This is a genomic window from Rhodocyclus tenuis (assembly GCF_014197755.1).
GTDB lineage: Bacteria > Pseudomonadota > Gammaproteobacteria > Burkholderiales > Rhodocyclaceae > Rhodocyclus > Rhodocyclus tenuis.
In genome coordinates, this window is the sequence record NZ_JACIGE010000001.1 from 148,297 (window position 1) to 174,212 (window position 25,916).

The 25,916-nt window shown below is 66.0% G+C and carries 25 protein-coding genes; 8 read left to right on the top strand and 17 right to left on the bottom strand.

What is annotated here, in order from left to right; translation table 11 throughout:
* Positions 1-24: 24 nt before the first annotated feature.
* From GGD90_RS00675 to GGD90_RS00685, 3 genes are read right to left on the bottom strand one after another with little or no spacing between them, the layout of a single operon-like run.
* Positions 25-1,548 (bottom strand): mechanosensitive ion channel family protein, encoded by a 1,524-nt coding sequence (locus GGD90_RS00675; protein ID WP_184414881.1) that lies wholly within the window; start codon positions 1,546-1,548, stop codon positions 25-27.
* Between the two features lie 2 nt (positions 1,549-1,550).
* Positions 1,551-2,375 (bottom strand): LytR/AlgR family response regulator transcription factor, encoded by an 825-nt coding sequence (locus GGD90_RS00680; protein WP_153117061.1) that lies wholly within the window; start codon positions 2,373-2,375, stop codon positions 1,551-1,553.
* A 24-nt stretch (positions 2,376-2,399) separates the two neighbouring features.
* The gene (locus tag GGD90_RS00685) at positions 2,400-3,437 is read right to left on the bottom strand and encodes a sensor histidine kinase (RefSeq protein ID WP_228273746.1); all 1,038 of its coding nucleotides are present in this window, start codon (positions 3,435-3,437) and stop codon (positions 2,400-2,402) included.
* 63 nt (positions 3,438-3,500) lie between these two features.
* On the opposite strand from GGD90_RS00685, the gene argH reads away from it, so the two are divergent.
* The 5 genes from argH to GGD90_RS00710 all read left to right on the top strand — a co-directional run bounded on the left by argH (position 3,501) and on the right by GGD90_RS00710 (position 9,935).
* Entirely contained in the window at positions 3,501-4,943 is a 1,443-nt protein-coding gene (argH, locus tag GGD90_RS00690; RefSeq protein WP_153117060.1) for an argininosuccinate lyase, read from the top strand.
* A gap of 37 nt (positions 4,944-4,980) precedes the next feature.
* Positions 4,981-6,267 carry a protein kinase domain-containing protein gene (locus tag GGD90_RS00695; RefSeq protein WP_153117059.1) on the top strand — a complete coding sequence of 429 codons (1,287 nt, stop codon included), beginning with the start codon at positions 4,981-4,983 and terminating at the stop codon, positions 6,265-6,267.
* 99 nt (positions 6,268-6,366) lie between these two features.
* Positions 6,367-8,373, top strand: a complete 2,007-nt coding sequence (locus GGD90_RS00700) for a methyl-accepting chemotaxis protein (RefSeq protein ID WP_153117058.1) — start codon at positions 6,367-6,369, stop codon at positions 8,371-8,373.
* Positions 8,374-8,545: 172 nt separating this feature from the next.
* On the top strand, positions 8,546-8,911 hold the full coding sequence (locus GGD90_RS00705) for a carboxymuconolactone decarboxylase family protein (RefSeq protein WP_184414882.1): 366 nt from the start codon (positions 8,546-8,548) through the stop codon (positions 8,909-8,911).
* A gap of 43 nt (positions 8,912-8,954) precedes the next feature.
* The gene (locus tag GGD90_RS00710; RefSeq protein WP_153117056.1) at positions 8,955-9,935 is read left to right on the top strand and encodes an alpha/beta hydrolase; all 981 of its coding nucleotides are present in this window, start codon (positions 8,955-8,957) and stop codon (positions 9,933-9,935) included.
* Here the strand turns inward: GGD90_RS00710 and grxD are convergent.
* From grxD to GGD90_RS00760, 10 genes are all read right to left on the bottom strand, one after another.
* Complete coding sequence (grxD, locus tag GGD90_RS00715; protein ID WP_153117055.1) at positions 9,926-10,246, bottom strand: Grx4 family monothiol glutaredoxin; 321 nt, start codon at positions 10,244-10,246, stop codon at positions 9,926-9,928. The genes GGD90_RS00710 and grxD overlap by 10 nt on opposite strands.
* Positions 10,247-10,454: 208 nt before the next feature.
* Entirely contained in the window at positions 10,455-11,318 is an 864-nt protein-coding gene (gene prmC, locus GGD90_RS00720; RefSeq protein ID WP_153117054.1) for a peptide chain release factor N(5)-glutamine methyltransferase, read from the bottom strand.
* A 15-nt stretch (positions 11,319-11,333) separates the two neighbouring features.
* The gene (gene prfA, locus GGD90_RS00725; RefSeq protein WP_153117053.1) at positions 11,334-12,419 is read right to left on the bottom strand and encodes a peptide chain release factor 1; all 1,086 of its coding nucleotides are present in this window, start codon (positions 12,417-12,419) and stop codon (positions 11,334-11,336) included.
* Between the two features lie 116 nt (positions 12,420-12,535).
* Positions 12,536-13,792: a glutamyl-tRNA reductase gene (gene hemA / locus GGD90_RS00730; RefSeq protein WP_153117052.1), complete on the bottom strand. Its 1,257-nt coding sequence runs from the start codon at positions 13,790-13,792 to the stop codon at positions 12,536-12,538.
* 167 nt (positions 13,793-13,959) lie between these two features.
* Positions 13,960-15,036, bottom strand: coding sequence for a sulfate/molybdate ABC transporter ATP-binding protein (locus GGD90_RS00735; protein WP_153117051.1), 1,077 nt, complete (start codon positions 15,034-15,036; stop codon positions 13,960-13,962).
* A gap of 30 nt (positions 15,037-15,066) precedes the next feature.
* Positions 15,067-15,963, bottom strand: coding sequence for a sulfate ABC transporter permease subunit CysW (cysW, locus tag GGD90_RS00740; protein WP_153117050.1), 897 nt, complete (start codon positions 15,961-15,963; stop codon positions 15,067-15,069).
* Positions 15,960-16,805 carry a sulfate ABC transporter permease subunit CysT gene (gene cysT, locus GGD90_RS00745; RefSeq protein ID WP_153117049.1) on the bottom strand — a complete coding sequence of 282 codons (846 nt, stop codon included), beginning with the start codon at positions 16,803-16,805 and terminating at the stop codon, positions 15,960-15,962. Before cysT ends, cysW begins: the two co-directional genes overlap by 4 nt.
* 12 nt (positions 16,806-16,817) lie before the next feature.
* Positions 16,818-17,828 carry a sulfate ABC transporter substrate-binding protein gene (locus GGD90_RS00750; protein ID WP_153117048.1) on the bottom strand — a complete coding sequence of 337 codons (1,011 nt, stop codon included), beginning with the start codon at positions 17,826-17,828 and terminating at the stop codon, positions 16,818-16,820.
* Positions 17,829-18,023: 195 nt separating this feature from the next.
* Positions 18,024-18,392 (bottom strand): RNA-binding S4 domain-containing protein, encoded by a 369-nt coding sequence (locus GGD90_RS00755; RefSeq protein ID WP_153117047.1) that lies wholly within the window; start codon positions 18,390-18,392, stop codon positions 18,024-18,026.
* 101 nt (positions 18,393-18,493) lie between these two features.
* Positions 18,494-19,732 (bottom strand): right-handed parallel beta-helix repeat-containing protein, encoded by a 1,239-nt coding sequence (locus tag GGD90_RS00760; RefSeq protein ID WP_153117046.1) that lies wholly within the window; start codon positions 19,730-19,732, stop codon positions 18,494-18,496.
* A gap of 285 nt (positions 19,733-20,017) precedes the next feature.
* Between GGD90_RS00760 and GGD90_RS00765 the strand changes: the two genes are divergently transcribed.
* On the top strand, positions 20,018-21,013 hold the full coding sequence (locus tag GGD90_RS00765; RefSeq protein WP_228273745.1) for an MBL fold metallo-hydrolase: 996 nt from the start codon (positions 20,018-20,020) through the stop codon (positions 21,011-21,013).
* Here GGD90_RS00765 and GGD90_RS00770 read toward each other — a convergent pair.
* Positions 20,974-21,519, bottom strand: a complete 546-nt coding sequence (locus GGD90_RS00770) for an alpha/beta hydrolase (RefSeq protein ID WP_153117045.1) — start codon at positions 21,517-21,519, stop codon at positions 20,974-20,976. The two genes, GGD90_RS00765 and GGD90_RS00770, sit on opposite strands and share 40 nt — an antisense overlap.
* 203 nt (positions 21,520-21,722) lie before the next feature.
* Here GGD90_RS00770 and GGD90_RS17930 point away from each other — a divergent pair, with 203 nt between their 5' ends.
* Both GGD90_RS17930 and GGD90_RS00780 read left to right on the top strand, forming a co-directional pair.
* The gene (locus GGD90_RS17930; protein WP_228273744.1) at positions 21,723-22,379 is read left to right on the top strand and encodes a hypothetical protein; all 657 of its coding nucleotides are present in this window, start codon (positions 21,723-21,725) and stop codon (positions 22,377-22,379) included.
* Positions 22,380-22,569: 190 nt separating this feature from the next.
* Positions 22,570-23,604 (top strand): chorismate transformation enzyme, FkbO/Hyg5 family, encoded by a 1,035-nt coding sequence (locus GGD90_RS00780; RefSeq protein WP_153117044.1) that lies wholly within the window; start codon positions 22,570-22,572, stop codon positions 23,602-23,604.
* Between the two features lie 34 nt (positions 23,605-23,638).
* Here the strand turns inward: GGD90_RS00780 and GGD90_RS00785 are convergent, their stop codons facing one another.
* The 3 genes from GGD90_RS00785 to GGD90_RS00795 are packed head-to-tail and all read right to left on the bottom strand — an operon-like array spanning position 23,639 to position 25,708.
* The gene (locus tag GGD90_RS00785; protein WP_153117043.1) at positions 23,639-24,136 is read right to left on the bottom strand and encodes a hotdog family protein; all 498 of its coding nucleotides are present in this window, start codon (positions 24,134-24,136) and stop codon (positions 23,639-23,641) included.
* A complete protein-coding gene (locus GGD90_RS00790; RefSeq protein ID WP_153117042.1) occupies positions 24,133-25,392 on the bottom strand; it encodes a beta-ketoacyl-[acyl-carrier-protein] synthase family protein in 1,260 nt (419 codons plus the stop codon). Before GGD90_RS00790 ends, GGD90_RS00785 begins: the two co-directional genes overlap by 4 nt.
* A 1-nt stretch (position 25,393) precedes the next feature.
* Positions 25,394-25,708 (bottom strand): acyl carrier protein, encoded by a 315-nt coding sequence (locus tag GGD90_RS00795; RefSeq protein WP_228273761.1) that lies wholly within the window; start codon positions 25,706-25,708, stop codon positions 25,394-25,396.
* Between the last annotated feature and the right edge of the window lie 208 nt (positions 25,709-25,916).

The following is a 25,916-nucleotide window of genomic DNA, read 5'->3' on the forward strand; positions in this document are numbered from 1 at the left end:
ACTTGCCGGCGCCACCCAGCCGGCTCAGGGCAGGCCGAAGAACTCGCGGATGCGCTCGAGAATCGCCGCGTAGCCGCCGGCCGGCACGTTCTCACTGCCTTCGCGGCGCAGCTGCGCCTGCATCGCCTCGATCTGTCGCACGCGCTCGGCGAGCGTATGCGACATCGCCTCGGCGATTTCGGGACGCGCGCGGATGATGTCCTCGAAGCCCGACTTGTCGAGCCGGTAGCACTCGACGTCGGCGCGCGCGACCACTGTCGTCGAGCGCGGCGCGCCGGTCATCAGCCCCATCTCGCCGAAGACGGCGCCGGCGGGAATGACGCCAATCTGCCGCTGCTGGCCGTCGGGCGCCTGCCACATCACCGCCGCTTCGCCGCTGGCGACGATGTACAGCCAGTGCGCGACGGCGCCCTGATGCGTCATCACGTCGCCGGCGGCGAACGGCGCGGCGACCAGGCGTTCGGCCAGCGTGCGCCGTTCACCATCGGAGAGCGGCGCGAACAGCTCGATGCCGGACAAGGCGCGCAGGCGCTTCTCCAGCTCGCGTTCATGCACGCGCTCGCGGTGCGCGTCGCTCTCCTTGACCAGATGCAGCGTCTGATCGGGCAGCGCGATGCGCCAGCCGGCGCGCGCCAGCGCGGCGAAGACATGCACGCGCACCGCCGAGTCGGTCGGATCGTCGTCCTGCGGGTCGATCAGCCAGTAACGCAAGGCGTAGCGTATTGATCCATCGGAGAATTCCATCGCCACGCACGAGGGCGGCGGCGTCTTCGCGACGTTGCCGATCTCGGCTTCGGCGATGGCGCGTTCGACGGTGGCGATGACCTGCGCCGGCGCCACCGCGTAATCGATGTTGAACCAGATCCAGCGCCGCCAGCCCTGCACGCCGAGATCGCCGTCGGCGATGACCGTGAACTTGCTCTTCATCAGCTGGCTGTTGGGAACAACGACCTTCTCGCCGTTGCGCGTGAGGATCGCCGTGTAGCGCCACTGGATTTCGACGACGCGGCCGGAGACATCGTCGAAACGCACCCAGTCGCCGATCTCCAGCGAGTTGTCGAGTTGCAGCGCCAGCCCGCCGAGGACGTTGCCGAGCGTGTCCTGCATGGCGAAGGCGACCACCGCGGTGATCACCGCCGAGGTGGCGACCAGCCCGGACAGGTCGACGCCGGCGTAGCCCATGCGCACCATCGCCCAGATGATGTAGCCGACGATGACCAGGATGTCCTCGAGGATGCGTGGCGGCCGCACGTGCAGCAAAGGCAGCAGTGCCCGGAACAACGTCAGCCCGGACAGGCGGATCAGCACCAGCCCGAAACCGAGCAGCGCCAGCTGATGCACGCCGGCGGCAATGGTCAGTTCGCCGCGCACCGCAAACACGCCGGCGGCGACGTCGACGAACAACCAGAAGGCAAGGAACAGCAGCGTGTGCTTGAGCGTCGCGCGGCTGCCGGCGAGGGCACGGAAGAGCAGCGCCGAGAGCAGCAGCGCGGCGCCGAAGATGTACGGCGTCTCGTCGCGCCAGAGGTGACTGAGCAGGCTGTCCATGCTCAGGACGCCAGCTGGCGCGCGAAGGCCTTGAGCTGCGGCCACTGGCGACGGCTGACCGGCAGGCGTTCGCCAAGGCCGGTGAGGATCACCTGCCATTGCGCGTCGCCCTCGCCGATCGTAGCGTTGTCGGCGGCCTCGGCACGGACGAAACCGGCGATCGCCGCGCGCGCCACCAGCGCGCTGCGGTGCACACGGACGAAGCGCTCGGCGAACTCGGCCTCGAGCGCGGCCAGCGGCTCGTCGATCAGGTAGTCGCGCGCCGCGGTGCGCGCCGTCACGTACTTCAGTTCGGCCTTGAGGTAGACGATCTCGGCCAGCGGCAGCAGCAGCAGGCGGCCACGCTCGCGGCAGGAAAGGTGCGTGCGTGCGCGCTGCCCAAGCGCCGACAAGGCGGCCGACGGCACGGGTCGCTGCCCGCGCGCGCGTTGCAAGGCCGCCGCCAGACGCGTCGCGCGCACCGGCTTGAGCAGGTAGTCGATCGCGTTCAGCTCGAAAGCCTGCACCGCGTAGTTGTCGAAGGCGGTGACGAAGATCACCGCCGGCGGCTGCGCGCAGTTGCGCACATGGCGCGCGAACTCGATGCCGTCCATCAGCGGCATGCGGATGTCGACCAAGGCCACGTCGACGCCACCGGCATCGATCGCGGCGAGTGCGGCCACACCGTCGGCGGCCTCGCCGACCACCGTATTCGGCACTTCGTCGGCCACGTCGGCGAGCAGTTCGCGCAGCCGCGCCCGCGCCGGCGCCTCGTCGTCGACGAGCAGCAGGCGCAGGGCACCGACCGGGGCATCGGCGGCAACGGCTGGTGTGGCGGGAGGATTCATGATGGCGACGGCGGCTCCGGCTGACTACTGGCGGCAGGGCAGGACGATGCGCACGCGATACTCGCGCGTGCCGTCGGCGGCGACATGCTCGCCGGCATCGAGCCGCGCCTCGAGATCGTAATGCAGCGCCAGCCGCTCGCGGATATTGGCCAGCGCCATGCGGCTGCCGCTGTGGTGCTCACCACCGCCAGTGCTGCCGCCGAGCAGCGGGTTGAACAGTTCGATCGCCAGCTCGTCGCCGTGGCGCGAAAAGCGGATGCGCAGCGTGCCGGGAACCGCCAGCGGCTCGATGCCATGATAGACGGCGTTTTCGACCAGCGGTTGCAGCATCAGCGGCGGCACGCGCAGGTCAGCCGGCACCGCGGCGACGTCCCACTCGACGCGTAACCGCTCGCCGAGTCGCAGCTTTTCGAGGTCGAGATACTGCCGGCACAGCGCGATCTCGTCGGCCAGCGGCCTCAGTTCGCGCGCATCGCGCAGCAGTGCGCGCATCAGTTCGGCGAGTTCCTCGAGCGCCGTCTCGGCGCGTCGCGGCTCGCTGCGGATCAGCGAGAGCACGGCATTGAGGCTGTTGAAGAGGAAGTGCGGACGGATGCGCGCGGTCAGCGCCTGCAGACGCGCCTCGGCGAGTGCCGGCGGAAAGGCGCGCGCACGCAGAACAAAGTAGAAGAGCAGTGCGCCGGCGAGCGCGGCAGCGAGCAGCGCACTGCGCGCGACATGCCCGGCATCGCCGTCGGCGTAGGCCATGAACCGCCAGAAATCCTGCCACAGCGCCGCCGATCCGGCGGCCAGCGCCAGCATGACGACGGTAGCGACCGCGAAAGACAGGCGACGCAGCAGCGGCGCAACAGCGGCCAGCACGGCGAGATTGAAAAAAAGCAGCGGCTGCACCCACATTGCCCAGGCGAAATACCGCGGCAGCCAGTCGACGAGTTCTTCGCTCGCCACCAGCGCCGCCGCCAGCGCCAGCAGGTTGGCGCCGAGCAGTACGCGCAGCATGACGCCGAGATTGCGGAAGTCCGGCCAGGGCCGGGCCGCCGGGTTTTGCCTTATACTCGCCATTCTCTCGAAACCGCGGGAAATGGCCGATTTGCGCCCGTTCTCGTGCAAATGCGTGCAATCATCATGACTTCCTCTTCGCCCAAGCCGCTCGCGGCCACCCCTGCCGTCGACGCATCCACCAGCACTGCACCGGCCACCGCCTACACCTGGGCCGGCCGCTTTTCCGAGCCGATGTCGGAGCTCGTCAAACGCTACACCTCATCGGTCGATTTCGACAAGCGCATGTGGCGGCAGGATATCCGCGGTTCGCTGGCGCACGCGCGCATGCTGGCGAAGCAATCGATCATCGCCGCCGGCGATCTCGCCGACATCGAACGCGGCATGGCGCAGATCGTCGCCGAAATCGAGGCCGGCGAATTCGTCTGGTCGCTCGACCTTGAGGACGTGCACCTCAACATCGAAAAGCGCCTGACGACGCTGGTCGGCGACGCCGGCAAGCGCCTGCACACCGGCCGCTCGCGCAACGACCAGGTCGCCACCGACATCCGCCTGTGGCTGCGCGACGCCATCGACGAAATCCTCGGCCTGCTGCGCGAGTTCCGCGGCAACCTGCTCGACCTCGCCGAACGCGAAGCCGAAACGCCGATGCCCGGCTTCACCCACCTGCAGGTGGCGCAGCCGGTGACCTTCGGCCACCACCTGCTCGCCTACGTGGAAATGAGCGAACGCGACGCCGGCCGCTTCGCCGACTGCCGTCGCCGCCTCAACCGCCTGCCGCTCGGCGCCGCCGCGCTCGCCGGCACCACCTACCCGATCGACCGCGAGTTCGTCGCCGCACAGCTCGGCTTTGACGGCGTCTGCGAGAACTCGCTTGACGCCGTTTCCGACCGCGACTTCGCCATCGAATTCTGCGCCGCGGCCTCACTATTGATGACGCACATCTCGCGTTTCTCCGAAGAGCTGGTGCTGTGGATGAACCCGCGCGTCGGCTTCGTGCGCATCGCCGACCGCTTCTGTACCGGCAGCTCGATCATGCCGCAGAAGAAGAATCCCGACGTTCCCGAACTGGCGCGCGGCAAGACCGGCCGCGTGAACGGCAGCCTGATCTCGCTGCTGACGCTGATGAAGGGCCAGCCGCTGGCGTACAACAAGGACAATCAGGAAGACAAGGAACCGCTGTTCGATGCCGCCGACACGGTGCGCGACACGCTGGCCATCTTTGCCGCGATGATTGCCGGCATCAGCGCCCGCCCCGAGAACATGCGCGCCGCGCTGCAGCAGGGCTTCGCGACGGCGACCGACCTTGCCGACTACCTGACCAAGAAGGGTCTGCCCTTCCGCGATGCGCACGAAGCCGTCGGTCTCGCCGTGCGCCGCGCCGAGGAACTCGGCGTCGATCTGCCGCAGTTGTCGCTGGCCGAGTTGCAGACCTTCTCACCGCTGATCAGCGAAGACGTCTTTGCCGTACTCACCGTCGAAGGCTCGCTGGCGGCACGCGACCATATCGGCGGCACTGCGCCAGCGCAGGTCCGAGCGGCGATCGCCCGCGCCCGCGCGCGTTCCTGACGCGCAGCGCCCACGTTCCGGCAAGGATGGCGCCGGCATGGACAGGATCGGCAAGTACGAGATTGTCCGCGAACTCGGCCGCGGCGCCAGCGCCACCGTCTATCTCGGCCGCGACCCCTTCGCCGGACGCGATGTAGCGATCAAGCTCGCTTCGCCCGAAGCCTTGCGCAATCCGCAACAGGGGCGCCGCTATGCGCAGCTGTTCCTCACCGAAGCCTCGCTCGTCGGCAAGCTGGCGCATCCGCACATCGCGCAAATCTACGACGCGGTTGTCGCCGAGCGCGTCACCTACATCGTCATGGAGTACGTCGCCGGCGGCACACTCGAGCGCTTCTGCGGCGGCGGACGCCTGCTGCCGGTCGCGCGCATCGTCGACATCATCTTCAAATGCACGCGCGCGCTCGACTTTGCCAGCCGTCTCGGCATTACGCACCGCGACATCAAGCCGGCCAACATCCTGCTCGTCGACGCCTCGCCTGAGTGCACCGACATCCGCATTTCCGACTTCGGCGCCGCCATCGTCGGCCACCCGCAACGCACGCAGGTCGCCGGCATCGGCTCGCCGGCCTTCATGTCGCCGGAACAGGTACGCGAACAGCCGCTTGACCAGCGCACCGACATCTATTCGCTCGGTGTCGTCATGTACCAGCTGCTCGCCGGGCAACTGCCCTTCCCGGCGGGCAGCCACTACCACGTCGTTCATCAGATCCTCAACGCAAAGCCGCCGCCACCGTCGGCCCTGCGCGCCGAAGTACCGGCGCGGCTCGACGCCATCGTTGCGCGTGCCATGGCGCGCGAGCTGGCTGAGCGCTACCCCGACTGGGAGTCATTCGCCGACGATCTGGCGCTGCTTGCCGGCGACGGTACACAGCCTTTGCCGGCACGCGAATTCGCCGAGTCGGCGCAGTTCAATACCCTGCGCGCGCTCGACTTCTTTGCCGACTTTCCCGATGTCGAGCTCTGGGAGGTGCTGCGTTTTTCGCACTGGCACACCGTGCTGCCTGGCGAGAAGATCATGCGCGACGGCGAGACCGGCGATTCCTTCTGCTTTCTCGCCGCTGGCGAACTCAAGGTGATCAAGAACGGCCGCCTGCTCAACCTGCTCACCGCCGGCGACTGCTTTGGCGAAATGGCGCTGATCGGACGCCAGCCGGCGCGCCGCGGCGCCGACGTCATCGCGTTGACTGACGCGCGCATCCTGACGGTTCGCGGCGACGCGCTGCAGCAGGCGTCGGACGCCTGTCGCATGCATTTCTACCAGTCGTTCATGGGCGTTCTCGGCGAACGGCTGCGGCTTGCCAACGACCGCCTGTGCGCGCTGTAAAAGCTGGCGCCGCTCCTGTGATATAAACCGTTCCAGCCACTTTTCGCTGGTGTCGCGGACTGGCAGCAAACACCCCAGAGGGGAAAGCAGGAGACAAGCATGCGTCAGATTTTTTCCCCCGCCATCGCGCTGTTGCAGCGCCTGCGTTTCGCAACGCGTTTCATCATCATCGGCTGCGCCGCGGCCTTGCTGATCGGCGCGCTGCTGCTGCAGTTCCTGCTGCAGGTCGGCGACAAGCTGCGGGTGACGGATGAAGAAATTGTCGGCACGGCGCAGGTCCAGCCGCTGAACCAGATCGAGCAGGCGCTCGATCAGCACCTGATTGCCAGCAGCCTCGTCTCGCTCGGCAATGATGCGGCAAAGACGGCGGCCGACGCCGCGGCCAGCAAGATCGACGCCCTGCTCGCCGGCAATGCGCCGGGCGAAGGCCCGCTCGGCGAAGGCTGGCAGCGGCTCGCCGCTGAGTGGAAGCAGCTCAAGGCGCAGCTGGCGAACGCGTCGACACCGGAAATCCGCAAGCTCCACGAGCGCGTCGCCGCGCAGCTGGCAACGCAACTGCGCCTCACCGCCGACATCAGCGGCCTCATCCTCGACCCCGAAATCGACTCGTACTACCTCGTCGATGCGACGGTGAACCGCCTGCCGCAGCTGGCTGATTCGATTGCGCAGCTGCGCCTCAAAATCGCCGGCATCGCCGAACTGCAGATGATCGACGTCGCCGACGCCGCCCGCCTCGATCGACTGGCCAACGACGCCATCGCGCAGACCCAGCAGACGCGCGAGGGACTGGCGAAAGTCACCGCCGCCGCGCCGCAACATGGCGAAGCGCTGGAAGGCGGCCTGCGCGTACTCGACAAGTCGCTCGCTGATACGCGCCAACTGATCGACAGTCGTCTGGTCAGCAGCGGGCAGATCTCGCTCGCTACCGACGAAGCACTGAAAGAAACCGAAGCCACCACGCTGGCCTTGCTGGAACTCAACCAGCGCGTCAGCGCCGCGCTTGCCGAACGCCTGGGCAGCCGCAGCGAGCATCTGCAGCGGCAGCAGCTGTTCAATATCGCACTGGTCGCCTGCGGCGTCCTTCTCGTCGCCTACCTGATCGGCGGCTTCTATTTCTCGCTGCAGCATGGCGCCTCGCGCCTGATCGAAGGCGGCCGGCAACTCGCCGACGGTGACCTGCGCCACGTCATCGACGTCGGCTCGCGCGACGAACACGCCGACATCGCCGCCAGCTTCAACCGCATGGCCAGCTCGATCCGCGAAGTGGTCGGCGCATTGCGGCAGAGTGCCGACTCGGTGCTGAACACGGCGCAAACGGTGTCGGAAGCGACGCGCTCGGTCGCCGCCCTGTCGGCGCAGCAGAGCGAACTGACACAGAACACCGAAGAAACCACCGAGCAGATGGCGCAAGGTGTCGAACTGGTGCAGGCCAGCGCCGGCGAGCTTGGCGGCATGGCGCGCGACAGCCTGCGCCAGGCCGAAGACGGCAACAAGGGACTGCAACGGATGCTCGGCGAGATCAAGGTCGTCGGCAGCGCCGTCGGGCAGATCGGCACGACCGTAGACGAATTCGTGCACACCACGCTGGCGATCACCAACATGACCGGCCAGGTACGCGAAATCGCCGATCAGACCAACTTGCTGGCGCTCAACGCGGCAATCGAGGCGGCCCGCGCCGGCGAGTCCGGACGCGGCTTTGCCGTCGTCGCCGACGAGGTGCGCAAGCTCGCCGAGAAGTCGGCGCAATCGGCGAATGAAATCGACCGCCTGACGCAAGCACTGAACGCCCGCTCCGGCGGCGTCAGCGAAGCGATTCAGCGCGGCCATGAAGCGCTCGCCGCCAGCGAGGGCTATCTGGAAACCGTTGCCGGGCAACTCGCCGCAGCGCATGGCTCGGCGGGACGTACCTGCGCCGGCGTCGAGCAGATTGCCGAAACCGTCAATGCACAGACCGAAGCCATCCGCCGCATCCACGAGTTCATCGGCCGCATCGCCGACATGGCGCAGCAGAACGAGCTCTCGATCGCCGAGGCCAACGCCGAAGCGGCGCAACTGGAACAGCTCTCCGGCGAGCTGCGCGGCGCCATCGGCCGTTTTCGTCTCTGAGCGTCAACAGACCGGCGGCACTGGCAAGTCAAGGCGACGGCGGCCGGGTCGCCTGTCGCGCGCCAGCCTTTCCTCTCTGATCGCTTCCTGACGCGGGTGCGCGCCCGCTGATCTGGCGCCGCTATTTTCGCCGTGATATATTAGCATCTCGTTATATTCTGGACAGTTCATCATGAGCAAATCATTCACCGAGATCACCCGCGACGTTTCGCAAGCGCTCGGCTCGCTGCACAAGGAAGCCAGCGGCACCATGCAGGGCTTTGGCGCAATGGCTAAATCGGCACTGGCGCCCGGCGTGCTGTCGGCACTCGACAAGGAACTGATCGCACTGGCCATCGGTGTCTCCAGCCGCTGTGACGCCTGTGTCGGCTTCCACGTCAAGGCACTGATCCGCCTCGGCGTCTCGCGCGAACAGCTGATGGAGATGCTTGCCGTCTGCGTGTACATGGGCGGCGGACCGTCGCTGATGTACGCCGCCGAAGCCGTGCGCGCCTACGACGAATTCACTGCTGCTGCGGCGCCAGCGGCTGCCGCCTGATGGCGAAGGCGGCGTACGCACCGGTGCCGGCGGCGAGCGCTCGATGACGGAATGGCCGGCGACTGCGCTGCCCACGCTCGCCCTGCTCTGCGGCATTGCCGGACTGGCGCTGCTCGCCATCAACCTCGCCATCCGGCTCAGCCTGCGCGCACCGCGCCTCATTGATCCGGCGACGCCCAGCGACTACGGGCTGGGGTTCAGCGAAGTGCGCATTCCCACCGTCCGCCGCCGGCAGTTGCGCGGCTGGTGGATTCCGCCGGCCGGCGAGGCAAAGTCGCCGTGCCCGGCGCTGCTCGTCATGCACGGCTGGGGCGGCAACGCGGCAACGATGATGCCGCTGGCACCGCCCTTCCACGCCGCCGGCTACGGCCTGTTGCTGGTCGAAGCGCGCAACCACGGTGCCAGCGACAGCGACAGCTTTTCCTCGCTGCCGCGTTTCGCCGAAGACATGGAAAGCGCCACGACCTGGCTGCAGGCGCGTGCCGATGTCGATTCCCGGCGCATCGGTCTGATCGGTCACTCGGTCGGCGCCGCAGCGGCCCTGTTGGTCGCTGCGCGGCGCAAGGACATCGCGGCGGTGGTCAGCATCGCCGCCTTTGCGCACCCGGAAACGCTGATGCGCCGCTATCTCGCCGCAAAGAGCGTGCCTTTTGTTCCCTTTGGCTGGTACGTCCTGCAATACGTGCAGCATGTGATCGGTCACCGCTTTGCCGACATCGCGCCGCTACGCAGCATCACCCGGCTGCGCTGCCCGGTGTTGCTGGTGCATGGACTGGACGACGAGACGGTTCCGGCCGAGGAAGCGCGCCTGCTGCACGCCCGGCAGAACTGCAGCGAACTGCTGCTGATCGCCGGCAGCCACGACGATTACGCCGAAATGGACAAGGGGCTTGATGCGGCGATCGCCTTCGTCAACGCCGCGATGCAGAGGGCAGAAACGGGCGCCGCAACAGTCAGCGCCCTGCCGGCGGCCACCGGCAAGCCGGCAGGAACGGCCGACTGCCCGGAACCCGCCTACTCCTGAGCGGAGCCGGCGAGCAGTTGCTGCAGTTCGCCGCTGGCGTACATCTCGCGCATGATGTCGCTGCCGCCGACGAATTCGCCTTTGACGTAGAGCTGCGGGATCGTCGGCCAGTTGGCGAAAGTCTTGATGCCGTCGCGGATCGCCGGCGATTCGAGTACGTTGACGCTGAAAAAATCGTGCACGCCGCAATTGCGCAGCAGTTGCACGGCTGCCGCCGAAAATCCGCACTGCGGCTGCAGTGGTGTGCCCTTCATGTACAAAGCCACCGGATTGCTGCTGACCTGCTCCTGAATCAGTTGCTGAACGTCCATGAAACCCTCGTCGAGTGTGAGATAAGGCGTGCGATGAAGCGCCAGTGACTGACCGCGGCGACGATAGCGAAGTTCCGGCGAGGCAAGCGAGTCGTAAAATTGCCCATGCCTCAGGGGCCATGCGCTCGCGGGTGACTTCAATCCACGGCAGCGGCAGGTCACGAAAAGGCGGCGAAGGCAGCGACAGCGCCGGCCGCCCGCGCGGCGTTTAGCGCAGGCTCTTGCCCGGCCAGTGACCGCCGCTGACGCGCTCGATTCCCGCCAGATCGCGATGGCTGGCAACCTCGACAAAACCCGCCTCCTTGAGCAAGACGCGTACCGCCGCCGCCTGATCGTAACCGTGCTCGAGCAGCAGGCTGCCACCGGCGACCAGATGCTGCGGCGCCGCGGCGACGATCGCGCGCAGGCAGGCGAGTCCGTCGCCGCCGTCGCTGAGTGCTTCCTGCGGCTCGAAAGGCAGGCCGTTCTGCAATAGATGCGGATCGCCGGCGGCGACGTAGGGCGGGTTGGCGACGACGATGTCGAAGCGCTCACCGGCGAGCGGAGCGAACCAGTCGCCTTGATGGAAGCTGACGCTGACGCCGTTGCGCATCGCGTTGCCGCGGGAGATGGCGAGCGCCGCCGGCGAGCGCTCGACGGCCGAAACCTCGGCTTGCGGCAAGTGAGCGGCGAGACTGACGGCGATCGCGCCGGAACCGGTACCGAGGTCGAGCAGGCGCGGCGCGGCGACATTGGCTGGCAATTCGGCCACCTGCTTGAGTGCCAGCTCGACGAGCAGTTCGGTTTCCGGACGCGGGATCAGCACCGCTGGCGATACCTGAAAAACGAGCCCGTAAAACCCGGCACTGCCCACGAGATAAGCCAGCGGCTCGCCGCCGGCGCGGCGCTCGACCAGCGCAGCAAGCTGCGCCGCTGCTGCAGCGGCAAGCGGCCGCTCGGGCGAAGCGATCAGCGTCGCGTGCGTGCAGCCAGCGACGTGTTCAAGGAGCAGGCGTGCGTCGAGGCGATCGATGCGCGTCGCAGCAAGACGCCAGGCTTCGCCGATGCTCGCCGGCAGCGCGTCCGTCGCCATCGGGCGTGCGCAGGCTTACTCGCCGCCCTCGGCGAGCTGCGCCAGCTGATCGGCCTGGTGTTCGGCGGACAGCGCACCGACCAGTTCGTCGATATCACCGTCCATCAGCGCGTCAATCTTGTACAGCGTCAGGTTGATGCGGTGATCGGTGACGCGCCCTTGCGGGAAGTTGTAGGTGCGGATGCGCTCGGAACGGTCGCCGCTGCCGATCAGGCTCTTGCGCGTCGACGCAATCTGTTCGTGCTGCGCACGCTCCTGCACGTCCTTGATGCGCGCTGCCAGCACCGACATGGCCTGCGCCTTGTTCTTGTGCTGCGAGCGGTCGTCCTGGCACTCGACGACGATACCGGTCGGCAAGTGCACGATGCGCACCGCCGAATCGGTCTTGTTGATGTGCTGACCGCCGGCGCCGGAAGCACGGAAGGTGTCGATGCGCAGGTCGGCCGGATTGAGCACGACGTCAGCGATGTCGTCAGCCTCGGGCATCACCGCGACGGTGCACGCCGAAGTGTGGATGCGCCCCTGCGTTTCGGTCGCCGGAACGCGCTGCACGCGGTGGCCGCCCGACTCGAACTTGAGCTTGGCGTAGGCACCGTTGCCGATGACGCGCGCGATGATTTCCTTGTAGCCGCCGAGTTCGGACGCGTTCGCCGAAACGACTTCGACCTGCCAGCGACGGCGCTCGGCGTAGCGCGAATACATGCGGAAGAGATCACCGGCAAACAAGGCCGACTCGTCGCCGCCGGTACCGGCGCGGATTTCGAGGAACAGGTTGCGGTCGTCGTCGGGGTCCTTCGGCAGCAGCAGCGTCTGCAGCTCGGTCTCGAGTCCCGGCAGGCGCGCGCGCGCCTCGTCCACCTCAGCCTGCGCCAGATCCTTCATCTCGGGATCGGCGAGCATTTCCAGCGCGCCCTCGATGTCGTCCTGGCACTGCCGCCACTCCTGATAGCGGGCGACGACCGGTCCGAGCTCGGCGTGCTCGCGCGTCAGCTTGCGGTACTGGTCCATGTCGCGCGTCGCTTCGCCGCTGGCCAGCACGCGATCGAGTTCTTCCAGACGGCCGCAGAGGCGCTCGAGTTTGTCGAGGATGCTTTGTTTCATCGATGTAGGCGAACGCTTCGGTCGGCAGTCGGAAAAAGAAAACGGCAGCCGCTGGAAGGGGCTGCCGCGAACGGCCACGCCGGCGGCGCCAACAGGCGCCATCAGCGCAGTATCAGCTAATCGTGCGCGCTGTGCAGGTGGAACAGACGCGCGGCGAACGCGTTCATCTCGGCGCGCTCTTCTTCGGCTGACTGGTTGAGCGTTTGCGTCGGCGCGTGCAGGAACTTGTTCATCAGCCGCTGCGACAACTGGTCGAGAACACGCGCCGGATCTTCGCCCTTGGCCAGCATCTTGGTGGCGTGCTCGATTTCGTGCCGGCGTGTGCGCTCGGCAGCATCGCGCAACGAACGGATCAGCGGCACCGTGTCGCGCGTCGACAACCATTGCACGAAGGTTTCGACACGCGCGGTGATGATTTCCTCGGCCTCGACGACGGCAGCACGGCGCGATTCGATGCCGGACTGGACGACCTGCGCCAGATCGTCGACGGTGTACAGGAAGACGTCGTCGAGTTCGCCGACCTCGATTTCGATGTCGCGCGGCACCGCCAGATCGATCATGAAGATCGGCTTGTGACGGCGCAGCTTGATGGCGCGCTCGACCATGCCCAGACCGATGATCGGCAGCGGGCTGCCGGTGCAGGAAACGACGATGTCGAACTGCGCCAGACGATCGCCGATTTCGTCGAGGCGGATGGCGCTGCCGCCGAAGCGCTCGGCGAGTGCCAGCCCGCGTTCGAGCGTGCGGTTGGCAACAACGATCTGCTTCGGCTTCTCCGCGCCGAAGTAGGTGGTGCACAGCTCGATCATCTCGCCGGCACCGATGAACAGGATGCGCTGCTCGTCGATGCGTTCGTAAATGCGTTCGGCCAGATGCACCGCGGCAGCGGCCATGGAAACGATGTTGGCGCCGATGGCGGTGGTCGAGCGCACTTCCTTGGCGACGGCGAAGGAGCGCTGGAACAGCTTGTGCAGCGTCGTGCCGAGCGTACCGGCCTCTTCGGCGGCGCGCACCGCGTCCTTCATCTGGCCGAGGATCTGCGGCTCGCCGATGACCATCGAGTCGAGGCCGCTGGCAACGCGGAAAGCGTGACGGACGGCGTCGCGCTCGGGATACGTGAACAGGTAGGGGTTGATCTCGTGGCGACCGATGCGGTGGTACTCGGCGAGCCAGTCGGCAGCGGCTTCCGGCGCGTCGGTGGCGCAATACAGCTCGGTGCGGTTGCAGGTCGACAGGATCGCAGCTTCGCGCACCGGCTTGGCATGCGTCAGGTCGGCCAGAGCCTGTTGCAGCTTCTCGGCGTTGAACGCCACCTGCTCGCGCACTGACAGCGGCGCGGTATGGTGGTTGATGCCGAAAGTAAATAGCGCCATGCGGGAGACCATGGGAGCAAACAGGACGCGGATTATATCACCGCGATGGCGAAGGGGTTGAACGCGATCTGCAGCCACCATGACGGCCGCGACACACCACATCGCCGGCGCGAATGCCACCCGGCAAGCGCACGACCGTCGGACAGGAGGACGGTCGCGCCTGCATCTCAGATACCGGAACCGCCCTCTTCGCCGGCCGACTCGGCGGCGAAAACGCGCACCTGACGCGGCCGCAGCCAGACCTGGTCGCCACGGATCAGCGCCAGTCCGTTGGCGCGCTCACGCGTCAGCTCGACTTCGATCAGTTCGCTGCCGTGCGCCAGTTCGACGCGCACCGCCGGGCCGATCGCGTGCACGTCCTGTACGCGCGCCGCCAGCGAACCGTGCTGCTCGACGCGCTCGATATCGATGTCGTGCGGACGGATGAAAGCCAGCGCATCGCCGTCGCCGCCGTTCGCCGCCAATCCGGCCGGTGAGCGGTCGATCTCGGCCCAGGCGCCGTGCAGACGGCTGTGAAAGACATTGACGTCACCGAGGAAGCGATAGACGAAGGGGCTCGCCGGCGTCGAGTAAACCTCGTCGGGCGTGCCGATCTGCTCGATACGGCCCTGATTCATCACCACCACGCGGTCGGCGACTTCAAGCGCTTCTTCCTGGTCGTGCGTGACGAAGACGCTGGAGATATGCACCTCGTCGTGCAGGCGCCTGAGCCAGCGGCGCAACTCCTTGCGCACACGCGTGTCGAGTGCGCCGAAGGGCTCGTCGAGCAGCAGCACCTTCGGCTCGACGGCGAGTGCGCGCGCCAGCGCGATACGCTGCCGCTGACCGCCCGAAAGCTGTGAGGGATAACGCTCGGCCAGCCAGTCGAGCTGCACCAGCTTGAGCAGGTCGGTGACGCGGCGGCGGATATCGGCGTCGCCTGGACGCTCGTGGCGCGGCTTGACGCGCAGGCCGAAAGCGACGTTCTCGAACACCGTCATGTGGCGAAAGAGCGCGTAATGCTGGAAGACGAAGCCGACATGCCGGTCGCGCACATGCAGGTGCGTCGCTTCTTCGCCACTGAAGAGCACATGCCCGCTGTCGGCCGACTCCATGCCGGCGATGATGCGCAACAGCGTCGTCTTGCCGCAGCCCGAGGGACCGAGCAGGGCGACGAGTTCTCCGGTCGGGATGGTCAGGTCGATGTTGTCGAGGGCGACGAAGTTGCCGAAGCGTTTGCCGATACCGCGGATTTCTATGCTCATGATCGTTCAGTCGGTAGGGGTTCGAGGCGGCTAGCGCGCTGCGCTGGCAGCTGCGGGGGGTGCGCCGGCAGCTTCGGGCGACAGGCTCGCCGAGAGCATCTCGGTCTCGTGGCGCATGCGCCATTCGACGACGGTCTTGGCAATCAGCGTCACCAGCGCCAGCAGCGCCAGCACCGACGCGGCGGCAAAGGCGCCGACCTGGTTGTATTCGTTGTAGAGAATCTCGACGTGCAGCGGCAGCGTGTTCGTCTCGCCGCGGATATGGCCGGAGACGACCGAGACGGCGCCGAACTCGCCCATCGCCCGCGCGTTGGCGAGGATCACGCCGTAAAGCAGACCCCACTTGATGTTCGGCAGCGTCACCCGCCAGAACATCTGCCAGCCCGAGGCACCGAGCGACACCGCGGCTTCTTCCTCGTCGCGGCCCTGCGCCTGCATCAGCGGAATCAGCTCGCGCGCAACGAAGGGGAAGGTGACGAACAAGGTCGCCAGCGCGATTCCGGGAACGGCGAAGATGATCTTGATGTCGTGCGCCGACAGCCACTGCCCGAACAGTCCCTGCGAACCGAAGAGCAGCACGAAGACCAGACCGGCAACCACCGGCGAAACGGCGAAGGGCAGGTCGATCAGCGTGATCAGCGCCGCCTTGCCGCGGAACTCGAAGCGCGCGATCGACCAGGCCGCGGCGACGCCGAAGAGCACGTTGCATGGCAGCGCGATCGCTGCGACCAGCAGCGTCAGCCAGATCGCCGACATCGCCTCGGGCTCGCTCAGCGCCTTCAGGTACGCCGGCACACCGGCGGCGAAGGCTTCGACGAAAACTGCCGCCAGCGGCAGCGCGAGGAAGCAGCCGAGAAAGAGCAAGGCGACCGTGGTCAGCAGCAGACGGACCCAGCGCGGTTCGGTGATGGCGCGACGCGTGCTCATTCGCGACCTCCCGTAGCGCTGTGCCGGTTGGCCAGCCGCCATTGCAGCGCATTGACGGCGAGCAGCAGCACGAAGGAGATGAGCAGCATCACCACGGCGAGCGCCGTCGCGCCGACGATGTCGTACTGCTCGAGCTTGGCGACGATCAGCAAGGGCGTGATTTCGGAAATGAAGGGCATGTTGCCGGCGATGAAAATGACCGACCCGTATTCGCCGATGGCGCGCGAGAAGGCGAGCGTGAAACCGGTGAGCAGCGCCGGAACGATCGCCGGCAGCAACACGCGCTGGAAGGTCTGCCAGCGTGTCGCGCCGAGCGTTGCTGCCGCCTCCTCGATTTCCGGTTCGATATCCTCGATCACCGGCTGCAGCGTGCGCACGACGAAGGGCAGGCTGATGAAGGTGAGCGCGACGACGATGCCGACCGGCGTGTATGCCACCTTGAAACCGAGCGGTTCGAGGTACTGGCCGATCCAGCCATTGCCGGCGTAGAGCGTCGCCAGCGTGATGCCGGCCACTGCCGTCGGCAGGGCGAAAGGCAGATCGACCAGCGCATCGACGAAGCGCTTGCCGGGGAAGCTGTAGCGCACCAGCACCCAGGCGGTGAGCAGTCCGAAGAAGGCGTTGATCAGCGCGGCGATCAGCGACGCGCCGAAGGTGACGCGCAGCGAAGCGAGCGCCCGCTCGCCGGTGGCGATCGCCCAGAACTGCTCGGCCGACAGCTGCGCCGACTTGAACACCAGCGCCGACAGCGGCAGCAGGACGATCAGCGACAGGTAGAAGAGCGTGTAGCCGAGCCCGATGCGGAAACCGGGCAGGACACTACGCGAAGCGGCAGCGGGCATCGGCGACGGCGCTTATTTCTGCTGGTAGATCTGGTCGAAACTGCCACCATCGCGGAAGTGCGCCGGGAACGCCTTGCTCCAGCCGCCGAACACCTCGTCAACCGTAAAGGTCTTGATCGCCGGGAACTGCGCCGAATACTTCTTCAGCACCTCGGCATCGCGCGGCCGCAGATAGTTCTGCGCGGCGTTCTCCTGGCCTTCCTTCGACCACAGATAGTCGAGATAGGCCTGTGCCTCGCGCCGCGTTCCCTTCTTGTCGACGACGCGTTCAACGACGGCAACCGGGAATTCGGCGAGGATCGATTGTGCCGGATAGACGACCTCGAACTCGCCGCGACCGAATTCGCGCGCGATCAGTTCGGCCTCGCACTCGAAAGAAACGAGCACGTCGCCAATCCGGCGCTGCATGAAGGTCGTTGTCGCGTCGCGGCCACCGGTAGCGAACAACGGCGCATTCTTCAGCACACGGCTGACGAACTCCTGCGCGGTCTTGTCGTTGCCGCCGGGCTGGCGTAGCGCGTAGCCCCACGCGGCGAGGTAGCTGTAGCGACCGTTGCCGCTGGTCTTCGGGTGCGGGAGGATCACCTGCACGCCGTCGCGGCCGAGGTCGCTCCAGTCGCGGATCGCGCGCGGATTGCCCTTGCGCACGATGAACACCATCGTCGACGTGTAGGGCGAAGCGTTGTTCGGGAATTTCTTCGTGTAGTCGCGGGCGACGAGGCCCTTCTCGGCGAGGAAATCGACATCGGGCGACTGGTTCATCGTCACCACATCGGCCTCGAGTCCGTCGGCAACGGCGCGCACCTGCTTGCTCGAACCGCCGTGCGACTGGCGGATCTCGATCGTTTCGCTACTCTTCGCCTTCCAGTATTTCTGGAACAGCGGGTTGTAGTCCTTGTAGAAATCGCGCGCGACGTCATACGAAGCGTTGAGCAGGTTCAACTCGGCTGCAGCAGGCAAGGCGAAAGCTGAAGACAGCCCGAAAACGGCGGCGAATGCCAGGGGACGAAGCGAGCGGAACATGAAAGACTCCTCGGGAGCGGAACAGGCGCCCACTATACGGAGCCCCCCTAGACCGACAAAGTCTTTCGGCTTCTTTTCTTATTGCCAATGCGAATAAGGCATCCGAGGCGGTGAGCGGACCACGTTGCGCAGGCCGCCCTCGCGGCAACTCGTGCTGTCGCGCCAAGCAAAGGCCAGCGCCGCTGCCGGGGCGACTCAGCTTTCGTGCAGGCGATTCAGCTGCCGCCGGTCGCGCTTGGTCGGGCGCCCCTTCTGATCCGCAGTTGGCGTCGGTGCCAGCTTGCGCAGTTCGGCGGCTCGCGTGCGCCGACACAGGCTTTCGGCCGTTTCCTCGTAAAGCAGCTGCGCCTCCGGCGCCGGGCGGCGCTGCTCATTGAGCCCCTTGACGATCAGTTCACGCTCCTCGTCGCCGGCGCGGATACGCAGGCAGTCGCCGATCTTCACTTCCTTGGCCGGTTTGACGCTGCTGCCATTGAGCTTCACCTTACCACCATCGACCGCGTCGCTGGCGAGGCTGCGCGTCTTGTAGCAGCGGGCGGCCCACAGCCATTTGTCGACACGCACGTTTTTTCTCCGGAGTGGGTTGTTTCTGCCTCGGTGGCAGGCAGCCGCGAAGCATAGCCGCCTCGCCGCGTTTGGGGAACGCCGCGCGCCATCGCTGCGGCTTACTGGAAAGCGCCCGGCGAGGGCGAACTGCCCGGATGCGCCGGCTGGCTACCTACCGGGAACCTGAACTCCTCCGGCGGGAAGAGATCGACGCCGCGCGCCTGGCCGGGCAGGCGCACCGATCCGCGCAGCGGCGAGAAGCTGTTCAGGCGCAAGGGCAGGCCACCGTAATCGAGCAGATCGCGCCGTGCGACCGACTGATTGCCTTCGAAGCGGCCCTGCGCCGGTGCTGACAGCTCACCATGACCGCTGTACAGATTGTTGATCGCCCAGACATCGACGCCGTCTGCGAACTTGTCGGACCACACCTTGAGATAGTTGCCGGAATGCGCGTCGTTGAGCAGGGTGTTGTGCGCGAAATAGAGCGCGTTGTCGCTCCAGCGCTGACCCTCGGCGCCGTAGGAAACGAGTACCGGGTTGTCGGTCGTCGCGCTCTGCCCGATGACATTGCCGAGCACGTAGGCGACGCCGCCGTTGGGGAACTCAAGTTCGTACGCGGCACGCCCACCCGCGCCGTCGACCAGCAGGTTGTTGCGCACGACGCTCTCACGGGCGCGCGATTTCACGAGATGGCCACGATAGCCCTGTGCGAAGCGATTGCCCGTGAGCACGAAGCGGCCAATGGCACCGACGTAGAGCAGATGGTGCAAGCTGCCATCGTCGCGCGGCGCGGCAGAAAACTCGCTGTCGCTCACCGCCAGCGTCATTTCCGGCCGGTTAGCGGTGAGGATGCCGTTCTCGTTGTCGACGAAAGCGCAGCGCTGCACGACCAGGTCGCCGCGCTCGAAACGGATGCCGGCGCCGTTGCCGTCGGCCACGCGCGCACCGCGGAACTCGATATTCTCGATGCGCACACGGCCGCCGCGCACCACCCAGATCGCCTTGCCTTCAGCGCTCCTGCCGTCGGCCAGCATCACCGGCCGCGCACCGCCGCCGCGAATGAGCAGATTGTCCTGCGTCCATACCGCCGGCTGCCCGCGATAGTCACCGGGACGGATCTCGATCACCTCGCCGTCGCGCGCGAGCCTGGCCGCCTCGCTGATCGTCGTGATCTTCTCGCCACTGCCGACGATCATCGTCGCCGGCCGGCTCGAACCGCTGGCAACCAGCACCTCGGGACTTTTCGCGGGCACGGCAATCAGGCGGCCGTCGGCGCCGCGGCGGATTTCACCCTTGTAAACCGGTGGCGGCGCCAGCCCGTCCTCGCTCTGCGCGAACGCGCCGGACGACGCTGCCATGAGCAGCAGGCAAAGCAGGCAGGAACGAATGATGGCCTTCTCCGGGTGCGGGCGCAGGACTCGGACGATGAAACTGCGGCAAGCAGCGAAGCATTCTGGCACCGGCAAGCCAGGTTTCGAAATACCGCAAGCTGATGACTGGACGCAACTCAGCTCAATGGCATACGCTATTGCCGTAGCGATGACTCATCGGCGCGGCATCTGGCTAGTCGGAAAGGGCACAGGGAAAGTGTCAGCATCACGCCGCACCGCCCGACCTTGCATCATCTTTCTGGAGGCTCCAGCATGCTCATGAATTTCGCCCGCAACATCACCCGCGCTTCTCTCGCCGTCGCGCTGACTCTCGGCCTTGCCGGTGGTGTAGCGCTGCTACCCTTGACGGCGCAGGCCGAAGCCGTCCAGATCAAGACGCAGGTGCCCGGCTACTACCGGCAGATGCTCGGCAAAGCCGAAGTGACGGCGCTCTTCGACGGTGTCGTCGAACTCGACCGCAACCTGCTCAAGAACAGCTCACCCGGCGAAGTGCAACGCCTGCTGGCGCGCATGTTCGTCGCGTCTCCGAAACTGCAGACCGGCGTCAATGCCTTCCTGATCAACACCAGCGACAAGCTGGTACTCGTCGATACCGGCGCTGCCGGGCTGTTCGGGCCATCGCTTGGCCGCGTGCTCGACAACCTGCAAGCCGCGGGCTACTCGCCCGAACAGGTCGACGTCGTACTGATCACGCACCTGCACGGCGACCACATGGGCGGCCTGATCGGCAGCGACGGCAAGCCGGCCTTCCGCAACGCCGTCGTTCGCGTGCCGAAGGTCGACGCCGATTTCTGGCTGTCGGAAGACGTCGCGCGGCAGGCGCCGCCGGACAAGCAGGCGTTTTTCGCCATGGCCCGCAATGTCGCTGCACCGCTGATCGCCAGCGGGCAATGGCAGACCTTCGTGCTCGGCGACGATCTGGCGCCCGGGTTCACGGCAGTCAGCACGCCCGGCCACACACCGGGCCACACCGCCTACCTGCTGCAGTCGGACGGCCAGCAACTGCTGTTCTGGGGCGATCTGGTGCATAGCGCCGCCGTGCAGTTCGCCAAACCCGACGTCACCATGGAGTTCGATACCGACCAGAAGCAGGCTGCGGAAACGCGGCGCAGGATTTTCGCGCAAACGGCCGCCGACAAAGCGCTCGTCGCTGGCGCGCACCTGCCCTTCCCGGGGCTCGGCCACGTTCGCGCCGAAGCTCAGAAGAGCTACACCTGGGTACCGGTGGAGTTCGGCCCGGTGAAATGAACGGGGGCGAGCACCTTGAGGAAAAAGCGCTCGAACAGCTCGCCAACCTCGACCAGGACCTCGTTGAGACGGTGGTCGGCGTCGAGGACGTGCAGTTCGGCGGCGGAAGCCTGCGCGAAACGGATGCTGTGTTCGACCGGAATCACCTCGTCCTGCCAGCCACTGACGATGCAGGTGTGCAAGGCAGCGCTGGTCGGCGACTGCACTGCACAACCGGGCATGTAGAACGCCGGCGCCATCAGGAACAAGCCGTCGGGCTTGAGCGCTGGCGATGCGACCGTCGACACGTAGCCGCCCATGCTCGAGCCGACCAGCAGCAACTGCGCGTGCGGCGGCAGGTCAAGCGCGAGCAGGCGCCGCACGCGGGCATCGGCGTCGGGCAGGTCGCTGTAGTCAGGGCTGAGAACGGCGCCGCCGTGCCGCTCGGCAATGGCGGCCAGGTGGCGGATCTTGGAGCCCCACGGTCCGGACTCCTTGCCGTGGGCGAAGACGACGAGAGCATTCATGCGCGAATGATAGCCGAAGCCAGCCCGAAGACAGGCTACCGGGGCACGGAATAAGCGTTCGTTTACGCCCGCGGAGAGACGAAAGCGCATCGCGAAAATCCGCGCGAGCGCGCGGTAGAATGCCATCTGATTCGCATGGGGCGCCTTGGTGCGGGTTGGTGTATCCAGCGCAAGTTTCCGTAAGCAGCCAACAGGAGCAAGTCATGAATCGATCCGCTGCCAGCAAATGGCTTTCCCTTCCCCTCTTCTGCGGCGTGCTGGCAATCAGCGGTTGCGTCAGCAACGAAGCGAAGAAAACCGACGTTCCGGAAAAAACGGAAACAAGCACGGCGACCAAGCCAGCGCCGACGCCAGTCGCGGGCAGCGCGTGTAAGGACAGCAGCGCAGCCAAGAAATCCACCGGCAAGAAGCCGGCGAAAGGCAGCGCGCCCCAGGCCCCGGCATGTGCACCAGAAGAAGCACCGGCAAAGACAACGAGCAGCGGTGCGTATGACCTGTCGAAGAACAAGCCGGTGGCCGATTCGAGCAAGGTGGAAGCCGGCCAGGGAACGCGGGTCAAGGGAATCAACGACTGGGAAGGTGAGATCACCGGTATTCCGGCAGCGAACAGCAAGTTCACCCGGTTGAAGATCGGCATGCCGCTGCAGCAGGTCTTCGACCTCATCGGCCAACCGACCGACCAGGGCGCCTACATCACCGGCAAGGCATTCATTCCCTTCTACTTCGGCAGCGACAAATCCCGCTGGGAAGCCGTCTACAAAGGACAGGGCCGCCTCATCTTTGCCGACCAGGCTGGATTCGGCACCGCGCAATACCTGATCTGGATCATCCACAACAGCAACGAATACGGTTATCGCTGAGACTCCGGCCTGGCTGCGCCCCTGGGCGCAGCGGTGCTGAAAGTCGCGCTTCGCGCCCCGCTCGGCCGGCCTTGCCGCGGGCGTTTCCCGCGACGTGCCGCGTTGCGGAATTCTTGATTTGCCGGACAGTGCGCTAAGCTAGCGCGCTTCGACAAAGAGGATTGCCGAACGCGGCATCGATTCGCAAGACATGAGCAAGCCCGACGTACTCTGCTGCACTCCGTTTTCTCCCGCCGACATTGGCCGATTGTCTGCACAGCAAACCGAGCGTTTGCTCGGGATCGCCCTCTTCGGCAACGACCGGATCGAAGCGCGCGTCGCTTGTCCCGTCCAGCATGTCGGCGCCCCCTTGCTCGGCGGCACGCTTGCCGGAGAACTCTGGCTTGGCACCGGCGCCTGCCGCTCAGGCGTGCACGCCGACATCCGCTACTGCGTTGATGAACTGGCGCTTTACGGCGTCATCGAAATCGATGAACCGGCTTCCAGCGCGCAAGGCAGCACCCCGCTGCAGGCCGCAGTGGCTGACGCCTACCGCGAAATCTTCGCACTGCTCGATCGCGAAGGCTTTCCGCATCTGTGGCGCATGTGGAACTATGTGCCGGCGATCAACGCCAACAGCCACGGCATTGAACGCTACCGGCAGTTCAACATCGGCCGCCACCAGGCCTTTGTCGACTGCGCAAGACCACCCGCTCACAGCCCCGCAGCGTGCGCACTCGGCGTCGCCGCCGGGCCTGTTTCGATCGCATTCGTCGCCGGCCGGGTCGCCCCCATCACCATCGAGAATCCGCGGCAGCTGAGCGCCTACGCCTACCCCCCCGAATACGGGCCGCGCAGTCCGACCTTCTCGCGTGCCGTCCTCGTGCAACTGCCGGCGCAGGAACTGCTGTTCATTTCCGGAACGGCGAGCATCGTCGGCCATCGCACACTGCATGTCGGCGACGTCGTCGCGCAAACGCTGGAAAGCCTTGCCAATATCGCGGCGGTCATCGAGGAAAGCCGCCGTTTCTCGCTGGCGCCTGTGCGCGCCGAAGAATTCAGCTACCGCAGCTACATCCGCCACGGTGAAGATTTCGCGCGCGTGCGGGCGGCGGTCGAACGTGAACTCGGAGAAACAGCGGCGATGAGCTACGTGCAGGCGGACATCTGCCGCAGCGACCTGCTGGTAGAAATCGAAGCGTCCGCCTCGCTTGCCGGCGCGAACGTTCGGAAAACGCTGGCTTAAGGCGATAGCCAGGCCGGCGAAACCGGCAAGCGCGCTAGGCGCCGATCGCCGCCAACAGTTGTTGGCGCGGCGTATAGGCCATCAGCAGGTCGAGTTCGGCGACCTCGACCCCGCCGGTCGTGGCACGGGCATTGACCTGTACCGCCAGGGCAGCCATCTGGCGGCAATGGATGACAAAATCGACGTCGCGGTCGACCTCAACGGGACGCCTGAACGATGTCTTGCGTACCCCCGCGAGCACGCCGATCAGGTCGTCATCGAGCGTCCTGAGGTAGGGGTCGCCCGCGAGCAGGCCGGCCCCGGCAAGCTGTGCCGCGGCTTCAATCAAAAAAACGCCGGGCACCACGGGAAGCCCGGGGAAATGCCCCTGGATGATCGAATTGCTCAGCGGCCAGCGCGCGGCGCCGCGAAAATCGTGCGGCCCCTCGATCGTGAGTTGCTGGCAGACGAAGATGTCGCCGCGGTGCGGCAGCAGGCCTTCAATTCCTGCGCGATCGAGAACGAAAGGGTAAGCGAGCGGCGCTTCGCTCATGCCGCATACCGTCTGGCCAGCAAGGATACGTTGCTGCCGCCGAAGGCAAACGAGTTCGACATCACCGCATCAATCGGGCAGGCATGACGCGCCACCCGCGGTACGAAATCGAGATCGCAGCGCGGGTCCGGATCGTCAAGATACGCTGTCGGCGGCACCGATCCGCTTTGCAAGGCCATCAGGCTGATCATGAACTCGAGAATGCCGCTGGCGCCGATCAGGTGGCCGTGCATCGACTTCGTCGAACTGACCATGAGCCGGTCGGCGGCGTCGCCGAACACCTTGCGGATCGACTGCGTTTCGACGACATCACCGGCATCGGTCGCCGTGCCATGGGCGTTCAGGTACTGAACCTGCGCCGGACTCAACCCGGCCATGTCGAGCGCCTGCTGCATCGCGTTGACCTGTTCGGCAACCGATGGCGCCGTCAGATGTTCAGCATCGCTGCTGCAACCATAAGCACTCAGCTCGGCAACGACCTTCGCCTGACGACGGCTGGCGCGCGCCTCGCTCTCGAGCACCAGCGCGGCGGCGCCTTCGCCGAGAACGAAGCCGGTGCGACTGCGCGAAAAAGGCCGGCAGCTGCTGGCGGGATCGAGCGGATCGGGCTTGGCCATGACGCGCAAGGCGTTCCAGGCGATCATCGTGCCCGGCGTCAGCATCGCTTCGGTGCCAAGGACGATCGCCGCGTCAAGATAGCCGTGGCGGATGGCACGAAATGCTTCGCCGATCGCCACTGCAGAGGACGCGCACGCAACCGAATAGGTATTGCTCGGACCGTGCAGACCGTAGCCCATCGACACCAGCGCCGCGGCCGCGTTGCTCATCATGCGCGGCACGGTCAGCGGGTGCATGATCGTCGGATTCTTGTGCGCCAGCGCCGGGTCAAGGAGCGTCTGATAGAAGCGCGAATACAGCGCGTCAATCGAATGCGCACCGCCGAAACCGATACCGGCGAAGACGCCGAAGCGACGGGAATCTTCCGGAGCAGCAGCGATGCCGGCGGCCGACATCGCCTCGCGCGTCGCCACCAGCGCGAACTGGGTGGCGCGGTCGATACCCGCATATTTGCGATCGAGCAGGGGCTCAGGCTCCGCAGCGGCGGGCGCCACCAATACCTGCGGCAGCCATTTGCCGATTTCCGCGGGTGCAGCGCAAATCGCGCTGCGGCCGGAAAGAGCACCGGCAAACGTGCTCCGGCTATCGGCCCCGAGCGGACTGATCGCGCCCAGGCCGGTAATCAGTACCTTGTTCAAGTCAGGCTTCTGCTTTGGCGAACGCCAGCTCCGGCAGTTCGCCGTTGAAGTGCTCGCGGATCGCGCTCTCGATGTTCGCGACCATGTCGGCGAAACTCATCTGCATGTAGCGCATCGGGTCGGGCAGCTGGAAGCCACACTGATCCTCGATCTCGAACAGCATCTCGACCATATCTAGCGAATCGAGCCCCAGATCGGCGACTTGCAAACTAGGAAGGTCGAACTTCGCAGGATCGACCTGCTTGTTGGTAACGAGGTAATTTTTGATCAGGTCTTCTAGCATATGCGTGACGCTGCTGCGGCCGATATCGAGCACCAATCACGACACCAATCCGGCACGTCCGCAATGCGGGCCCCCGCTTGATTTGTCATGGGCAAAATGACGCGTGCTGAAACCGCTCTTACTTGATGCCCACGAGAAGCCACACAGCGTCGGCGGCGATTATACATTAGAATCCGTGACCATAAAAAAGGCGCAACCCTCACTTTTCGAGGCGCAGCGTGGCCATCCGCAATCGTGAAAA

Coding starts and splice junctions, on each gene's coding strand:
- GGD90_RS00695 (WP_153117059.1), top strand. CDS start 4,981: ATGGACAGGATCGGCAAGTACGAGATTGTCCGCGAACTCGGCCGCGGC.
- cysW (WP_153117050.1), bottom strand. CDS start 15,963: ATGAGCACGCGTCGCGCCATCACCGAACCGCGCTGGGTCCGTCTGCTG.
- hemA (WP_153117052.1), bottom strand. CDS start 13,792: ATGGCGCTATTTACTTTCGGCATCAACCACCATACCGCGCCGCTGTCA.
- GGD90_RS17930 (WP_228273744.1), top strand. CDS start 21,723: ATGAATCGATCCGCTGCCAGCAAATGGCTTTCCCTTCCCCTCTTCTGC.
- GGD90_RS00680 (WP_153117061.1), bottom strand. CDS start 2,375: ATGAATCCTCCCGCCACACCAGCCGTTGCCGCCGATGCCCCGGTCGGT.
- prfA (WP_153117053.1), bottom strand. CDS start 12,419: ATGAAACAAAGCATCCTCGACAAACTCGAGCGCCTCTGCGGCCGTCTG.
- GGD90_RS00770 (WP_153117045.1), bottom strand. CDS start 21,519: ATGAATGCTCTCGTCGTCTTCGCCCACGGCAAGGAGTCCGGACCGTGG.
- cysT (WP_153117049.1), bottom strand. CDS start 16,805: ATGCCCGCTGCCGCTTCGCGTAGTGTCCTGCCCGGTTTCCGCATCGGG.
- GGD90_RS00760 (WP_153117046.1), bottom strand. CDS start 19,732: ATGGCAGCGTCGTCCGGCGCGTTCGCGCAGAGCGAGGACGGGCTGGCG.
- GGD90_RS00735 (WP_153117051.1), bottom strand. CDS start 15,036: ATGAGCATAGAAATCCGCGGTATCGGCAAACGCTTCGGCAACTTCGTC.
- GGD90_RS00685 (WP_228273746.1), bottom strand. CDS start 3,437: ATGGCGAGTATAAGGCAAAACCCGGCGGCCCGGCCCTGGCCGGACTTC.
- prmC (WP_153117054.1), bottom strand. CDS start 11,318: ATGGCGACGGACGCGCTGCCGGCGAGCATCGGCGAAGCCTGGCGTCTT.
- grxD (WP_153117055.1), bottom strand. CDS start 10,246: ATGGACGTTCAGCAACTGATTCAGGAGCAGGTCAGCAGCAATCCGGTG.
- GGD90_RS00705 (WP_184414882.1), top strand. CDS start 8,546: ATGAGCAAATCATTCACCGAGATCACCCGCGACGTTTCGCAAGCGCTC.
- argH (WP_153117060.1), top strand. CDS start 3,501: ATGACTTCCTCTTCGCCCAAGCCGCTCGCGGCCACCCCTGCCGTCGAC.
- GGD90_RS00675 (WP_184414881.1), bottom strand. CDS start 1,548: ATGGACAGCCTGCTCAGTCACCTCTGGCGCGACGAGACGCCGTACATC.
- GGD90_RS00785 (WP_153117043.1), bottom strand. CDS start 24,136: ATGAGCGAAGCGCCGCTCGCTTACCCTTTCGTTCTCGATCGCGCAGGA.
- GGD90_RS00765 (WP_228273745.1), top strand. CDS start 20,018: ATGCTCATGAATTTCGCCCGCAACATCACCCGCGCTTCTCTCGCCGTC.
- GGD90_RS00700 (WP_153117058.1), top strand. CDS start 6,367: ATGCGTCAGATTTTTTCCCCCGCCATCGCGCTGTTGCAGCGCCTGCGT.
- GGD90_RS00710 (WP_153117056.1), top strand. CDS start 8,955: ATGACGGAATGGCCGGCGACTGCGCTGCCCACGCTCGCCCTGCTCTGC.
- GGD90_RS00750 (WP_153117048.1), bottom strand. CDS start 17,828: ATGTTCCGCTCGCTTCGTCCCCTGGCATTCGCCGCCGTTTTCGGGCTG.
- GGD90_RS00780 (WP_153117044.1), top strand. CDS start 22,570: ATGAGCAAGCCCGACGTACTCTGCTGCACTCCGTTTTCTCCCGCCGAC.